Origin of the sequence: Gaetbulibacter sp. NE (assembly GCF_025548475.1) — a bacterium.
GTDB lineage: Bacteria > Bacteroidota > Bacteroidia > Flavobacteriales > Flavobacteriaceae > Gaetbulibacter_B > Gaetbulibacter_B jejuensis.
Window position 1 is genome coordinate 164,532 of record NZ_JAOQHY010000004.1, and the last position, 14,806, is coordinate 179,337.

Sequence of the window (14,806 nt, forward strand, 5' to 3'; positions counted from 1 at the left end):
ATGAATTATACTTGGTGTAATTCAGATGAAAAACGAGTGACTTTACTAAACTCGTTTCTGTAATTGCTTGGTGTAATTTTTTTGATTTTTTTAAATATCCTGTTGAAGTTGGATATGTTATTAAATCCACAATTGTAACTAATTTCGCTAACGCTCATGTCGGTGTTTATAAGTTGTTTAGTAGCATAAATTAAACGAACATCATTTACATAGTTAATAAAAGTCTTACCTGCTCGTTTTTTTATAAAACGATTAAAAGAGCTTGTACTCATATTTACCAAGTTAGAAATTTCATCTAAAGAAATTTTCTGATGGTAGTTATTATGTACAAAATCATGTACTAATTGTATTTTTTTACTGTTTTCATATTCACTAATTTCAACATCGTTGTCAGTATTGAGCAGTCTATAGTCGTCACTGTCAGCCAATGTTTGAAGTATTGAAAACAATTCAAAATAATCATTAATATTATTGTGTTCCGCTAAAGAGGTAAGCTGTTTTTCAAGTTTTAAAGCAGTTTCTGTTGAAAAGTTTATGCCTTCCTTCGCTCTTAAAAACAATTGTTTTATAGCTTTAAACGCGTTTAGGTTCAGCAATTCATCAGTAAATAACCAATCATGAAACTGAATGGTTATCTCATCAACAGCATTACTTGTGCAGTTATGATGCTCCCAACCATGTTCTAGGTTTGAGCCTATAAGCGTTAATTCAATAGCGTCAATTTCTTCCATACTGTTACCAACAATACGTCGTATACCTTTACCATTTCTAATAAAATTAAGTTCGTACTCTGGGTGAAAGTGAATTGGAAAATCAAAACTTGGTTTGGTTCGATCAATAACTAAAAACACATCAAAGGGTTTTAGTTGGGTAATTTCTCTATGGATATTTTCGCACATGGTTCATTAAAAAAGCAGCCTTAATTTAGTAAAAATTAACCATTCCCAAAAACTAGTGCTTATTTTGATAGATTAATATTATGATTTGAAATTATTGTATAAGAATTAGTGAAAATAGTGATAGTTTAATAATTATTATTGGTTTTTATTTATAAATTGAAAATTAAAGCAGTTTTTTATTATGAATAAACAAAACCCAGTAAAGTATTGGAAAGCCAATATTAAATACGTTTTAATCCTCTTAGCAATTTGGTTTCTGGTGTCTTATGGCGCAGGAATTTTATTTAAGGATGAATTAGACACCATACAATTAGGAGGCTTTAAACTTGGGTTTTGGTTTGCTCAACAAGGATCTATGTACGTGTTTGTCGTCCTTATTTTCGTTTATGTTAGATTAATGAATAAACTAGACAAAAAGTACGGATATGATGCATAATTTCTTTTTAAATGTAGATGTTCAAATATGGACCTACATACTCGTTGGTATTACATTTTCTTTATACATAGGTATTGCTATTTGGTCTAGAGCAGGTTCTACAAAAGACTTTTATGTTGCTGGTGGTGGCGTTTCTCCATTGGCAAACGGAATGGCAACAGCAGCTGACTGGATGAGTGCCGCATCATTTATTTCTATGGCAGGAATTATTTCTTTCAGTGGTTATGATGGTTCTGTCTATTTAATGGGTTGGACTGGAGGCTATGTGTTATTAGCCCTGTTACTAGCGCCTTATCTGCGTAAGTTTGGCAAGTTTACAGTGCCTGATTTTATAGGCGATAGATATTATTCTAAAACTGCACGTATTGTTGCTGTATTTTGTGCTTTGCTTGTGTCGTTTACTTATGTGGCAGGACAAATGCGTGGCGTTGGTGTTGTGTTTTCTCGTTTTCTCGAAGTTGATATTGATACAGGTGTTATTATTGGGATGCTTATTGTTTTGTTTTATGCTGTTTTAGGTGGAATGAAAGGCATTACTTATACACAAGTAGCACAATACTGTGTACTTATTTTTGCATTTATGGTTCCTGCTATTTTTATTTCTATTCAAATGACAGGAAACCCGATTCCGCAACTAGGTTTTGGGGATACTTTAAGTGATGGTTCAGGAACCTATCTATTAGATAAATTAGATGGGTTAAGCACAGAACTCGGTTTTTCTGAATATACCAATGGCTCAAAATCTATGATTGATGTTTTTGCAATTACCTTGGCATTAATGGTAGGTACTGCAGGTTTACCTCATGTAATTGTTAGGTTTTTTACGGTAAAACGAGTTAAAGATGCTCGTAAATCGGCAGGTATTGCGTTGCTGCTTATAGTTATTTTATATACAACAGCACCTGCAGTTTCTGTTTTTGCTAGAACAAACTTAATTGAAACGGTTTCCAATCAATCCTACGCAACGGTTCCTGAATGGTTTAAAAAGTGGGAAGCAACCGGACTTATTGCATTTACTGATAAAAATAACGATGGACTAATTCAATATGTAGCTGACGAATCTATAAACGAATTAACTGTTGATAGAGATATCATGGTGTTAGCAAACCCTGAAATAGCAAAACTGCCTAATTGGGTGATAGCTTTAGTTGCTGCTGGCGGACTAGCTGCAGCACTATCAACAGCAGCAGGTTTATTGTTAGTTATTTCAGCTTCTGTTTCTCATGATTTAGTTAAAAAGATTATCAAGCCTAATATTTCTGAAAAAGGCGAACTCATCGCTGCGCGTTTATCAGCTGTTGGAGCTGTTTGTGTTGCAGGCTATTTTGGGATTAATCCACCTGGTTTTGTAGCAGCTGTTGTAGCACTTGCTTTTGGGTTGGCAGCGGCATCCTTTTTTCCGGCTATTATTTTAGGAATCTTTTACAAACGAATGAATAAAGAAGGTGCTATTGCAGGTATGATAGTTGGTATTACAGCTATGTTGTTGTACATGATTAAGTACAAACTAGGTTGGTTTGACGATGTTGTTCCTGATAAAAGCGAATGGTGGTTTGGTATTTCTCCTGAAGGGTTTGGAGCAGTGGCTATGGTACTTAATTTTGTAGTGTCTATAGTTGTTATGAAATTTACAAAAGCACCGCCAGCTGAAGTTCAAGAAATTGTAGAAAACATAAGAATACCAAGTGGAGCAGGAGAAGCTGTTCAGCATTAAAACTATTTACTGATAGAGTTTTTAAACTGCTGTGGCGTCATTAATTCCATTTTTTTAAACTGTCTGTTAAAGTAGCTGGTGTTATTAAACCCAGACTTAAACGCTATTTCAGACATGCGTAAATCTTTGGTTTCCTTGATAAGCTTTTTAGAAAATTTAATTTTTTCAGAATTGATATAATCTATAGGTGAGACACCAAGTGTGTTTTTAAACTTCTTATGAAAATGTGACGCGCTCATACATGCTTTTTCTGCAAGTAAATCTACGGTAATGTCTTTATTGGTAAGGTTTTGTTTTATATATTTAATAACAAACCCTATACGTGTGTCGTTAAAAATACCATCAGTATCATTCAATAAAAAAGCCTTTGCTTTGGTTTGTAAAAGCCTTACAATAAGCTCTTGAATCATTAAATCCAATAAAACATCTTTTGACGAAGTAGTATTAGTAAAAGTATGTACCAAACGCTCAACTAAATGATTAACATCTACATTATTTATAAGATGCGACGCGTTATCATCTAATTTCCAATTGTTGTTTTCACGCTCAATAGTTACATGATGATTAAACTTTTCAACCACTTCATCAATTTTATCGCTATCTATTCCAAGCGCAAGACATTGCGTTGGGTCATTAGCTTTTGCCAAAGGAAAATCAATAATCATTTCTTTATTAGTTGGCATAACAACAGATTCGCCTGGAAAAAAATCAAAAGACGGTAAGCCATCAATATGCATTATCTTTTTTCCGGTAAGCATGCTTGCAATTACAGGAAAATCAAAAGTCAATGACACCTTTTCGGCATATTCATGAGTTTCATAAATATTCAATTCGGCATAATCTGCATTGTAGGTAGTACGATTCTCTACCAAAGTGGTGAGCTTTCTATGGCTTTTATGATGTCTTAATAAATGATTCATACTCAATATTACAAAAATTGAACAAGTCTATTTTAGTGTTGATAGATATGTTCAACAATTTAATAAATATGTTCAATAAAATCAGAATATCATAAAATAACTTTATAAAAATTATCAATAACCTAAATATATAGGCTTTTAATTGTTTAAGTGTTAAAATTTTTAACAATTCACCATGATTGATAATTATCTGATTTTAAACGAAATAATAATCTAAACTAAAAAAGTATGAGTTATTCAAAACCAAAGTTTAAAGCATCCTATGGAAATTTTATAAACGGAAAGTTTATAGAACCATTAGATGGTCAATATTTTGAAAACCGATCACCAATAGATAATAGTGTGATTGCTAAATATCCAAGATCTCAAAAAGAAGACGTAGAATTAGCACTAGATGCAGCAAATGCAGCAAAAGAAAGTTGGGGAAATACATCTGCAACAGAGCGTGCAACCTTATTAAATAAAGTAGCAGATATTATTGAAGCAAATTTGGAAGAGTTTGCATTGGTTGAAACCTGCGATAACGGGAAAGCTATTAGAGAAACACTTAATGCTGATGTACCTTTATCTGCAGACCATTGGCGTTATTTTGCAGCGTGTATTCGTGCAGAAGAAGGTAGTGCAACCGAACTAGATGCCAATACCTTATCAATGAATATTAAAGAACCACTTGGTGTTGTGGGACAAATTATTCCATGGAACTTTCCATTATTAATGTTATCATGGAAACTGCCTCCAGCATTAGCAACAGGTAACTGTGTGGTATTAAAACCAGCTGAACAAACACCATCATCCGCTACGTTATTAATGGAAAAAATAGCCGACGTTTTTCCTCCAGGTGTAATAAACGTAGTACATGGTTTCGGACCAGAAGCAGGAAAACCTTTAGCATCAAGTTCAAAAGTAGATAAAGTCGCTTTTACAGGCGAAACAACTACAGGACAATTGATTATGCAATATGCGTCTAAAAACCTTAATCCAGTAACTATGGAGTTAGGTGGTAAGTCACCAAACATTTTCTTTAATAGTGTTATGGATGCTGATGATGCTTATTTAGACAAAGCTATAGAAGGTGCTGTATTGTTTGCTTTTAATCAAGGTGAAGTTTGTACATGTCCTTCGCGTTTATTAGTACAAGAAGATATTTATGATAAGTTTATGGAGCGTGTTATTGCGCGTACAAATGCTATTGTACAAGACAATCCGTATGATGTAAATACCATGATAGGAGCACAGGCTTCAAACGATCAGTATGAGAAAATTCAGTCTTATTTAGAGATAGGAAAAGAAGAAGGCGCTAAAGTATTATGTGGTGGAGAAGCCAATAAGTTGGATGGCGAACTTGCAAATGGGTTTTATATTAAGCCAACCATTTTAGAAGGTCATAACAAAATGCGTGTATTTCAAGAAGAAATTTTCGGACCTGTAGTGTGTGTGACTAAATTTAAAGATGAAGCTGAAGCTTTAGAGATTGCAAACGATACATTATACGGTTTAGGTGCTGGTGTTTGGACACGCGATGCACACCAATTATATCAAATACCTCGAGCTATTAAAGCAGGTCGTGTTTGGGTAAACTGTTACCATGCATATCCTGCTCACGCTCCATTTGGAGGTTATAAAAAGTCAGGATTTGGTAGAGAAAATCATGTGATGATGATGGATTACTATCGTCAAAACAAAAATATGCTTATTTCTTATGACAAGAATAAGTTAGGTTTCTTTTAAATTAGTTAGTTTTATTTAGAAACGAAGGCTGAATGTATGTTCAGCCTTTTTAATATATTTAGGGTATGCAAAGAGTAGCAATTACAGAAAAAGCTGCAGCAGTGGTTAATCAGCTTAAAGAAAAACATGGTGAACTTATTTTTCATCAAAGTGGTGGTTGTTGTGATGGTTCTGCACCAATGATTTTTGAAAAGGATGACATGTATCTTGATGAGAGTGATGTGTTTTTAGGTACGCTTCAAGGTGTTAATTTTTACATGAATCAAGACCAATTTGAATATTGGAAACACACACACTTAACCATAGATATTACCGAAGGTAGAGGCGCAAGCTTCTCTTTAGAAATCCCTTTAGGACTCCGGTTTATAATAAAGTCTAGATTACTAACACAAGAAGAAGAAAACTATTTTAATAAAACGAAAACAGAATAAATAATGAGTAACTACCATATCAAACATTTAGAAGAATATTATCAAGTCTATCGTAAATCGGTTAGAAACCCAGAGGTCTTTTGGGAAGAAATAGCTGAAGAGCACTTCATGTGGCGAAAAAAGTGGGACAATGTATTAAGTTGGGATTTTACTAAACCTGAAGTAAAGTGGTTTGAAGGTGCAAAATTGAATATTACCGAAAACTGTATTGATAGACACATTTATACGAGAGGCGATAAAACAGCTATTATTTTTGAACCCAATAATCCTGATGAAGACGCTCAGCATATAACCTATAGGCAATTACATGATAAAGTATGTCGGTTTGCCAATGTGCTAAAAGAAAAAGGGATAGGTAAAGGTGATAGAGTGTGTATTTACCTGCCAATGATTCCTGAATTGGCTATTTCGGTATTAGCTTGTGCGCGTATTGGTGCAATTCATTCTGTAGTATTTGCAGGATTTTCATCATCGGCTCTAGCAACAAGAATTAAGGATTGTGATGCTAAAATGGTGATTACTTCTGATGGATCGTATCGTGGCTCAAAAACAATAGACTTAAAAGGAATAGTTGACGATGCATTAAACGATTGTGAAAGAGTTGAATCAGTTTTAGTAGCTAAACGCATTCATTCTGAAATCAATATGAAAGAAGGACGTGACCACTGGTTGGAGCCACTGTTGGAAGAAGCTTATCACGACTGTGTACCAGAAATAATGGATGCCGAAGACCCTTTATTTATTTTATATACTTCTGGTTCAACAGGTCAACCAAAAGGGATGGTGCATTCTTCAGGAGGTTATATGGTGTATACAGCATATACCTTTAAAAACGTATTTCAATATAGAGAAAATGACATTTATTGGTGCACTGCAGATATAGGTTGGATTACAGGACACAGCTATATTGTATATGGTCCACTAGCTAATGGTGCAACAACCGTTATGTTTGAAGGTGTCCCAAGCTATCCAGATTATGGTCGATTCTGGCAGATTGTAGAAAAACATAAAGTAACCCAATTTTATACAGCGCCAACAGCTATTAGAGCTCTAGCTAAAGAAGGAGTAGAGCACGTCGAAAATCATGATTTATCGTCTTTAAAGGTCTTGGGTACAGTTGGTGAACCTATTAATGAAGAAGCATGGCATTGGTATGATGATAATATAGGTAAACGAAAAGCGCCTATTGTAGATACTTGGTGGCAAACCGAAACAGGAGGCATAATGATAACACCTATTCCGTTTGCAACACCTACAAAACCTACCTATGCAACCTTACCGTTTATTGGGATACAACCAGCGCTAATGGATGAGCAAGGACAGGAAATAAAAGGCAATCAGGTAGACGGACGCTTATGTATAAAATTCCCTTGGCCAAGTATGGCAAGAACCATTTGGGGCAATCACCAACGTTATAAAGACACCTATTTTTCAGCTTTTGAAAATAAATACTTTACAGGTGATGGCGCGTTACGTGATGAAGTAGGATATTACCGAATTACAGGTCGTGTAGATGATGTTGTTATTGTGTCTGGTCATAACTTAGGAACAGCACCAATAGAAGATGCTATTAACGAACATCCAGCAGTTTCTGAAAGTGCTATTGTAGGATTCCCTCATGATATCAAAGGAAACGCACTCTATGGATATGTTATTTTAAAAGAAACAGGAGAAAGCAGAAATCACGATAACTTACGTAAGGAAATTAACCAACTCATTACAGAGCAAATAGGGCCTATTGCTAAACTAGATAAAATACAGTTTACAAGTGGGTTGCCAAAAACACGTAGTGGTAAAATAATGCGTCGTATTCTTCGTAAGATTGCTAGTAATGATACAGCTAATCTTGGAGATACAAGCACATTGCTAAACCCTGATTGTGTTAAAGAAATTATGGACGGAGTACTTTAATACACTAAATTCTATATGATAAACCGTTTCCCTCCAGAAACGGTTTTTTTATGTCATTCCTTATATGTCATTGCGAGGAACGAAGCGACGAAGCAATCTCACCCTTTTTGTCAGTCTGAGCCTGTCGAAGACAAATAACAAAGTAATCTCAGTTTTGTCATTCCGCGCTACGACGCGGAATCCATAATTTTAGCGTAGTTACTTTGTGCTGTCAGTTCAAGTGTTCCAACTGCAAAGTTGGAATGTATCGAAAACCCAAAAACTAAACCCAAATAAACCTTAAAACTATAAACTACTTTTTCTATTTTTACCAAAAGTACAGTTATGCACTTCCAACCACTTTTAAACTACATAGCAAAACACGTAGCGCTCACCAAAGAAGAAACTGACTATCTGGTGGAGCATTTACACTATCGTAGGTATTTAAAAGGACAATACATCCTTCAGCAAGGCGATGTGTGCAGAACCAGTTCGTTTATACTAAAAGGGTGCACCAAACTATTTTATGTAGACGATACAGGAACCGAACACATCATTATGCTAGGTGTTGAAGATTGGTGGACTTCAGATATTGGAAGTTTTATAAATCAAACACCTGCCGAATTCAACATACAGTGTTTAGAAGATACCGAGTTGGCACAATTTCATTATGACACTATCGAGGACATCTTCGAACGCATCCCAAAGCTAGAGCGCTTTTTCCGTAAGGTGACCGAACGTGGTCTTGCAGCAGCCTTAAACCGAATTATTCGCAACTTTAGTATGACGGCTAAAGACCGTTACCTGTTCTTTAGAGCAACCTATCCTAAGATAGAACAACGTATTCCGCAGTACATGATAGCCTCTTATTTGGGTATTACCAAAGAGTTTTTAAGCAAAATAAAAAAACAGGTCGCTCAAGAAAGTTAAACTAGTTTAACCTTATTTTATAAACTACTTCATTTTTACCCTTACGATGTGTTGATAGTTTTGTAGTGTAATTTTTTAATCAAAAAAACCACAACAAAATGAACACATTAAAAACCACTGCAATTATAGCATTTGCAACATTTACAGCTTCAGTTGAAGCACAAGAACAAACCGTAAACACTTCAGAGAGTAAAGTCGTTTGGAAAGGCTACAAAGTAGCAGGATCTCACGAAGGTACCATTAAGATTGAATCTGGTACATTACAATTCAATGGCGAGCAACTTACAGGAGGCGAGTTTGTAATGGATATGACTAGCATTAACACCACAGACCTCGAAGGCGAGTACAAAGACCAATTGGACGGACACTTAAAAAGCGACGATTTCTTTGGTGTAGAGAATCATCCAACAGCTAAGTTGGTATTTACTAAAGTAACACCATCAGGTAAAAATGCTTACGAAGTAGAAGGTAACTTAACCATAAAAGGCATCACTAACCCTGTAATTTTTATACTATCGGTATATGGTAGTAAAGCAACCGTAACCCTAAAAATTGACCGTAGCCAGTACAACGTACGTTATGGTTCTAAAAGTTTTTTCAACAACTTAAAAGACAAAGCAATATATGATGAGTTTGATATTGTAGCAGACCTTCAGTTTTAAACCCTTAATAGATTAATAGCACTAAAACCGTTTCTTTCTCCAGAAACGGTTTTTTTATGTCTTTCCTTATTGTCATTGCGAGTGCAACGAAGCAATCTCAGTTTTGTCATTCCGCACTTGATGCGGAATCCATTAGTTCAGCATTTCACACTGTTGTCATTGCGAGGAGCGTAGCGACGTGGTAGTCTCTTTTTTGTCACTGCGAGTATAACGTGGCAGTCTATTTTAAATGTATAGATTGCCACAGCCTAAAGGCTTCGCAATGACGCTTGTGTTTTCTATAATGATTTTACTATTGTCATTGCGAGTGCAACGAAGCAATCTCAAAAATGAGTATATTGGTATTAATAACTAATATGTTATCAATGTCTTATGAAACCAGGCTTTATTTACATACTCACCAATTATAATAATACAACATTATATGTAGGTGTTACTTCAAATTTGATATTACGTGTGCAACAGCACAAAGCACAAAGTGATCCTAAGGCATTTACCACGCGTTATCGTATAAATAAACTAGTATACTATGAAGCGTTTCAAATGATTGGTGATGCCATAGGAAGAGAAAAACAATTGAAAGCAGGGAGTAGAGCGAAAAAAGAAGCGTTGATACAAGGTATGAATCCCGCTTGGGAAGATTTGTATGAAAAAGTTTTGTTAGAGTATGAAGGATAGATTGCCACAGCCTAAAGGTTCGCAATGACCCTTGTGTTTTTATAATGACAAAAGACATAAAGAGGTGTCACCATTCACTTTAAAAATGCTATTAATTTTTTATTCAGGAGTGTAAACAGTATCAGTTATTCTTTAATTGACCCATTTACATTTTGCAATGCCATGTTCATTAAAATCTTATTGACTAAGGTTTTAGGATACACCACAGTGCCACCAAGTTTTAAAGCAGGTATAATGTTCTTCATACGTAAACGGTAAATACTGCTTCGGCTTAGTTTAAAGTGGTACATCATATCTGCTGTGGTGTACCATTCTTCTTCATTGACTATAGCTAAATCCAGTATTAGTCCGTTAGGTGTGTTAGGTAAATTTTGGGGAGACTGGGTTACGTTTTTATCTTGTTTTTTCATAACGTAAAAAATGAATTTAATACAAATAAAGTAAAGCATTAAAACACAATGTTTTAACCTGTGTGTATTGAAAATATAAACAAAGTAATGTTGATAACTGCTTGTTAATGAGTTGGTAATAAAATTATTGTAGTTACTTTAAAAGTATTGCGCTACAACACACTATTCAACACTTCTGCAAGTCGAATACCTGCTTTTTGTAGTTGTGTTCTAGCAACGTGCAAATAGGCATAAGAGTATTTGTGTCTTAAGTTTTCTCCTTGTTCTACATTGGCATATACTTCTCGTGTAAGAATATGGGTTTCATTGACCCAATCAATCACTGTACCTTGTTGTATGGCTTTTACTTCGGCTTTGGTAAGGTAATCGGCATTAGCGGCAAGTTCGGTATAACTCATGCCATAGTCGTCAATCATTTTAGTATCCCATACCGAATGCAGGTTGGTGTCTTTATAAAACCACTGTACTTTAAAGTCGTTGCCACCTCTATCTTCGGCTAAACCAATATGCATAGGTTGGTGTAAATCGCCAATAAGATGTACAAGCATACGTAAGTAAAAGGCTTTATCCTCATGTGTAGCATCAGGGTTTTGCAATACGGCTTTACAGTGTACAATACCAGAAACCAAGTCACCATCAGGATGTTGTTTAGAGGCATCATAATCGGCATCTAGTGGCATGTTTATATAGTGCCAAGTGTAAAACTGGTTGAAACGATTATCGGCTTTAATTTCATCAGGATAGGTCGATACAAAAGCTAAAGACTCATGATTAAGCAGTTTTTTAATCATACGTTTAGACCTAGCTGTTAAATAGTTATCAGCTATGGCTCCAACAGTACGATGACCTGTTTTTCCCCATTTCACATTGGCATTGGTAGGAACTAACAAGACGAGGCACAGGCTTAACAGGAATAGGTGTTTTGGTTTCATAACGTATAACTTAAAATGATGTAGTAAAGATAACTGTATTTATTAAAACAGAAGACCAACAACCGATAAAGATTAAGCTGTTGCTAAGGTCTTTTTTTGTGCGTTACGCAACCATGCAAACACTAGTACTGATAATATTCCAAATACCGAAAACCCTATAAATAGTGGTAATGCAGAAGTGGTGACAAAACTTCCTATATAGTTGGCAATAGGAACAGCCATAACGGTAGATACAAAACCATTAATTGCCGACCCAATACCAGCAATATGTCCTAAAGGTTCCATAGCTAGAGAGCGTAAGTTTCCAAAAAGAAAACCAACAGCAAAAAACTGCAGAATAAAAAAGGTAATCAAAACATGCACACTAGGGTTAACACCTGTGTGAAACAAGACTACATATAGCAATGAGATAATAGTGTACGCAATACCAGCAGTATAAGCAATATTAAACGACCCAAACCTAATAACCAATTGGCTATTGCTAAAGGTTGCAAACCCAACCGAAAAGGCAGTACTCGCAAAAATATAAGGAAACATATCCCCAAGATCATACTGCACCTGAAAGATTTGTTGAGATGTGCTTAAATACACCATAAACGAACCTGTAATAAAACCAGACACTAGAGTAAAGGCAATAGCATCTTTATATTTAAAAAACTCTTTAGTACCACTTATAAATATAGAAGGCTTAAACGGAATACGTTTTTTAGGCGAAAGGGTTTCTGGTTGTCGTTTCCAAAACCAAAGCACAATGATTAAACCTATAATTAAGTTGGCATTAAAAATAGATTGCCAATTGAAAAAGTCGAGGAGGAGCTGTCCAAAAGTTGGCGCTACAATAGGCACCAAAATAAAGAACATTACAATTATGGAAAGTACCTTAGCCATAAAGTCACCACTGTAAGTATCGCGTGTCATAGCGACAGCAATGGTTCTAGGAGAGGACAGACCCACACCTTGAAGCACACGAGCTATAAGCATAACCGTAAAATCATTGGTGGTTACACAAATGATACTTGCTATAACAAACACAGCAAACCCAAAGTACACCATGGGCTTTCTACCAAAACTGTCCGATAGCGGACCAAAGATTAATTGCCCAAACCCAATACCTAAAAAAATCATGGTAATTAAATACTGATTTTGATGAGGGTCGCTCACACCCAAAGCATCACCTATTTGCGGTAAAGCAGGTAATAAAGCATCTATGGAAAGTGCTACAATAGACATCAAAGATGCCATAAGTGCTATAAACTCAATTTTGAAGGCTGGTTTTTTTCGCATGCTACAAAAGTACCTTGTTTTACTGTATTGAATTGAATGTAAAGTCTTAAAGCTATCTTAAAAAAAGAAAAACTCCTTAATCGATAATTAAGGAGCTCTTTTTTTGTGAAATTATTAAAATAAATATGCTAAAACTGTATTTACACCTTAGTAATTGTTATTTAAAAAACCGCTAAGTTAAATTTTAAAACTAATAGCTATATTTATTCCATATTTTAAAGCGAATAAATGGCTAATTATTACAAAAGTATATTATGTGTTTTATTTTGCTGTATGGTTTCATTTGGACAAAATAAAAATGGTCAAGATGTTTTTAGGTATATCGATTCTGCCGACATCTATTACTCCATTAAGCCTAAACTAGCACAACAGTATTTAGATTCTATACCAGAGCCAGTAACTGCATCTATAGCTGGTAGCCTTGCAGAGTATTACCAATTAAAAGCACTTATAAATGATAGACTTAATGAAGGAGCAAAAGAGTTTCAAAACTTTTTGTTGGCTCTAAAATATGCTGAGCAAGAACAAAAGTATGATATTGCAGGTATGAGTAGTATTGAACTGTTTTACAATACAATTATTGTTAATGATGGTAAAGCCGATGTAAAATATCTTGAGCAAGCTAAAGCTTTTTATACTCTTGACAATAATTATAATGGCTTAATTGAAGTTAACCAAATGTACGCTTACATTGAGATGCACAATAACAATTTTAAAAAAAGTAATGAATTAACGTTACAGCATCTTGAAGAGTATAAAAACATAACAGATGATGGCTATTACTATATGTATGCACTGTTTATGCTGTCATCTAATTATACACACTTGTATAACATTGATAAAGCACATAAATACCTTTACCATTTAGAGCGTATAAAAAATGACACAACTATTTCACCACCATTACACGATGCTCATTTGGTGACTATTTATACTTGTCTTGCTGATGAACATTTAAAACAAAAAGAAATAGACTCTACATTTATATATTTAAATAAAGCTAAACCTTTACGTAAGTTTATGAATGATGCTGATGTGGAAAACTATTACACTGTTTTTTTAAATTATTATGATTCTAAATCAGATTTAAAAAACAAAAAAAAATATGTTGATTCTTTACAGTTATTTCATGAAAATGAATTAGCAGAGACTATTGATGCAAGTTTAGAAATAAACACAGCATTACTACATTCAGAAAGGCAGTTACGTGTTGAGACTAAGAAAAAATATGTTAACAGATACTATATCTTAGGGCTTGTAATAGTGTTATTAGGTTTAATCAGTTTAGTAGTTGTAAAGTATAACACTTTTAAGAAAAGAATAAATAAATTTATAAAAAAAGATAGCGAATATGCCTACTTACAGTCTAACCATGAAAAATTAAAAGTAAAAGTTAAAGGTTTAGAAGGTTATATTGAAGATATAAAACATAATATAAAGCAAATAGCTACTATAAGCGATGTAAACGACCAAAAAAATGAAATAAAACAAATGTATAAGAGCATACATTTAAACTCATCAACATTGCTTAATAAAAGTGAAAATCATTTAGAACTTATTAATGAACTTAACGTTGCTTTTTTTAATAAGATGAGTTCTAAACATCCTGAATTGACTTCTTCAGATTTAATTATCTGCTATTACATACATACTGGATTTAAAAACAAAGAAATTTCGGTCTTCTTAAATACTACAGAACGGTCTATTGAAAGTAAGCGCTACCGAATAGGAAAAAAACTACAACTTAAAGATAAAAGCGTTTCATTATTAGACTATCTTACACAATTGTAAATGTTTTAAAAAAGCCAGTAAAATTGTGTGGTGCGTAGTAGGTGAGTACCTATAAAATCAATTTTAAATACAGGGTTTTTGATATTTGTACAACTATTAAT

14 protein-coding genes are annotated in these 14,806 nt (G+C 34.3%); 9 read left to right on the plus strand and 5 right to left on the minus strand.

Annotation, left to right across the window (positions count from 1 at the left end; genetic code table 11):
• Positions 1 to 5: 5 nt before the first annotated feature.
• Positions 6 to 899, minus strand: coding sequence for an AraC family transcriptional regulator (locus tag OD803_RS07475; RefSeq protein ID WP_262732975.1), 894 nt, complete (start codon positions 897 to 899; stop codon positions 6 to 8).
• Positions 900 to 1,080: 181 nt separating this feature from the next.
• Between OD803_RS07475 and OD803_RS07480 the strand changes: the two genes are divergently transcribed.
• Positions 1,081 to 1,335 (plus strand): DUF4212 domain-containing protein, encoded by a 255-nt coding sequence (locus OD803_RS07480; RefSeq protein WP_129760707.1) that lies wholly within the window; start codon positions 1,081 to 1,083, stop codon positions 1,333 to 1,335.
• On the plus strand, positions 1,325 to 3,049 hold the full coding sequence (locus OD803_RS07485; RefSeq protein ID WP_262732976.1) for a sodium:solute symporter family protein: 1,725 nt from the start codon (positions 1,325 to 1,327) through the stop codon (positions 3,047 to 3,049). Before OD803_RS07480 ends, OD803_RS07485 begins: the two co-directional genes overlap by 11 nt.
• A 2-nt stretch (positions 3,050 to 3,051) precedes the next feature.
• Here OD803_RS07485 and OD803_RS07490 read toward each other — a convergent pair whose 3' ends face one another.
• Positions 3,052 to 3,969 (minus strand): AraC family transcriptional regulator, encoded by a 918-nt coding sequence (locus tag OD803_RS07490; RefSeq protein ID WP_262732977.1) that lies wholly within the window; start codon positions 3,967 to 3,969, stop codon positions 3,052 to 3,054.
• A gap of 228 nt (positions 3,970 to 4,197) precedes the next feature.
• On the opposite strand from OD803_RS07490, the gene OD803_RS07495 reads away from it, so the two are divergent.
• The 6 genes from OD803_RS07495 to OD803_RS07520 all read left to right on the plus strand — a co-directional run bounded on the left by OD803_RS07495 (position 4,198) and on the right by OD803_RS07520 (position 10,288).
• Positions 4,198 to 5,697 carry an aldehyde dehydrogenase family protein gene (locus OD803_RS07495; protein ID WP_262732978.1) on the plus strand — a complete coding sequence of 500 codons (1,500 nt, stop codon included), beginning with the start codon at positions 4,198 to 4,200 and terminating at the stop codon, positions 5,695 to 5,697.
• 65 nt (positions 5,698 to 5,762) lie between these two features.
• A complete protein-coding gene (locus tag OD803_RS07500; RefSeq protein ID WP_131507382.1) occupies positions 5,763 to 6,128 on the plus strand; it encodes a DUF779 domain-containing protein in 366 nt (121 codons plus the stop codon).
• Between the two features lie 3 nt (positions 6,129 to 6,131).
• A complete protein-coding gene (gene acs, locus OD803_RS07505; RefSeq protein WP_262732979.1) occupies positions 6,132 to 8,039 on the plus strand; it encodes an acetate--CoA ligase in 1,908 nt (635 codons plus the stop codon).
• A gap of 324 nt (positions 8,040 to 8,363) precedes the next feature.
• Positions 8,364 to 8,948, plus strand: a complete 585-nt coding sequence (locus tag OD803_RS07510; RefSeq protein ID WP_129760713.1) for a Crp/Fnr family transcriptional regulator — start codon at positions 8,364 to 8,366, stop codon at positions 8,946 to 8,948.
• 98 nt (positions 8,949 to 9,046) lie between these two features.
• The gene (locus tag OD803_RS07515) at positions 9,047 to 9,610 is read left to right on the plus strand and encodes a YceI family protein (RefSeq protein ID WP_262732980.1); all 564 of its coding nucleotides are present in this window, start codon (positions 9,047 to 9,049) and stop codon (positions 9,608 to 9,610) included.
• Between the two features lie 372 nt (positions 9,611 to 9,982).
• Positions 9,983 to 10,288: a GIY-YIG nuclease family protein gene (locus OD803_RS07520; RefSeq protein WP_129760718.1), complete on the plus strand. Its 306-nt coding sequence runs from the start codon at positions 9,983 to 9,985 to the stop codon at positions 10,286 to 10,288.
• A gap of 125 nt (positions 10,289 to 10,413) precedes the next feature.
• Here OD803_RS07520 and OD803_RS07525 read toward each other — a convergent pair whose 3' ends face one another.
• The 3 genes from OD803_RS07525 to OD803_RS07535 form a co-directional block, all read right to left on the minus strand.
• Positions 10,414 to 10,698 (minus strand): helix-turn-helix domain-containing protein, encoded by a 285-nt coding sequence (locus tag OD803_RS07525; protein ID WP_262732981.1) that lies wholly within the window; start codon positions 10,696 to 10,698, stop codon positions 10,414 to 10,416.
• A 152-nt stretch (positions 10,699 to 10,850) separates the two neighbouring features.
• Entirely contained in the window at positions 10,851 to 11,630 is a 780-nt protein-coding gene (locus tag OD803_RS07530) for a S1/P1 nuclease (protein WP_262732982.1), read from the minus strand.
• A gap of 72 nt (positions 11,631 to 11,702) precedes the next feature.
• On the minus strand, positions 11,703 to 12,914 hold the full coding sequence (locus OD803_RS07535; protein WP_262732983.1) for a multidrug effflux MFS transporter: 1,212 nt from the start codon (positions 12,912 to 12,914) through the stop codon (positions 11,703 to 11,705).
• Positions 12,915 to 13,187: 273 nt separating this feature from the next.
• On the opposite strand from OD803_RS07535, the gene OD803_RS07540 reads away from it, so the two are divergent.
• Positions 13,188 to 14,705 (plus strand): helix-turn-helix transcriptional regulator, encoded by a 1,518-nt coding sequence (locus OD803_RS07540; protein WP_262732984.1) that lies wholly within the window; start codon positions 13,188 to 13,190, stop codon positions 14,703 to 14,705.
• Positions 14,706 to 14,806 lie beyond the last annotated feature (101 nt).

Bases quoted from the DNA above. Each gene is read 5' to 3' on its own strand.
- OD803_RS07475 (WP_262732975.1), bottom strand. From the start codon at position 899: ATGTGCGAAAATATCCATAGAGAAATTACCCAACTAAAACCCTTTGAT.
- OD803_RS07480 (WP_129760707.1), top strand. From the start codon at position 1,081: ATGAATAAACAAAACCCAGTAAAGTATTGGAAAGCCAATATTAAATAC.
- OD803_RS07485 (WP_262732976.1), top strand. From the start codon at position 1,325: ATGATGCATAATTTCTTTTTAAATGTAGATGTTCAAATATGGACCTAC.
- OD803_RS07490 (WP_262732977.1), bottom strand. From the start codon at position 3,969: ATGAATCATTTATTAAGACATCATAAAAGCCATAGAAAGCTCACCACT.
- OD803_RS07495 (WP_262732978.1), top strand. From the start codon at position 4,198: ATGAGTTATTCAAAACCAAAGTTTAAAGCATCCTATGGAAATTTTATA.
- OD803_RS07500 (WP_131507382.1), top strand. From the start codon at position 5,763: ATGCAAAGAGTAGCAATTACAGAAAAAGCTGCAGCAGTGGTTAATCAG.
- acs (WP_262732979.1), top strand. From the start codon at position 6,132: ATGAGTAACTACCATATCAAACATTTAGAAGAATATTATCAAGTCTAT.
- OD803_RS07510 (WP_129760713.1), top strand. From the start codon at position 8,364: ATGCACTTCCAACCACTTTTAAACTACATAGCAAAACACGTAGCGCTC.
- OD803_RS07515 (WP_262732980.1), top strand. From the start codon at position 9,047: ATGAACACATTAAAAACCACTGCAATTATAGCATTTGCAACATTTACA.
- OD803_RS07520 (WP_129760718.1), top strand. From the start codon at position 9,983: ATGAAACCAGGCTTTATTTACATACTCACCAATTATAATAATACAACA.
- OD803_RS07525 (WP_262732981.1), bottom strand. From the start codon at position 10,698: ATGAAAAAACAAGATAAAAACGTAACCCAGTCTCCCCAAAATTTACCT.
- OD803_RS07530 (WP_262732982.1), bottom strand. From the start codon at position 11,630: ATGAAACCAAAACACCTATTCCTGTTAAGCCTGTGCCTCGTCTTGTTA.
- OD803_RS07535 (WP_262732983.1), bottom strand. From the start codon at position 12,914: ATGCGAAAAAAACCAGCCTTCAAAATTGAGTTTATAGCACTTATGGCA.
- OD803_RS07540 (WP_262732984.1), top strand. From the start codon at position 13,188: ATGGTTTCATTTGGACAAAATAAAAATGGTCAAGATGTTTTTAGGTAT.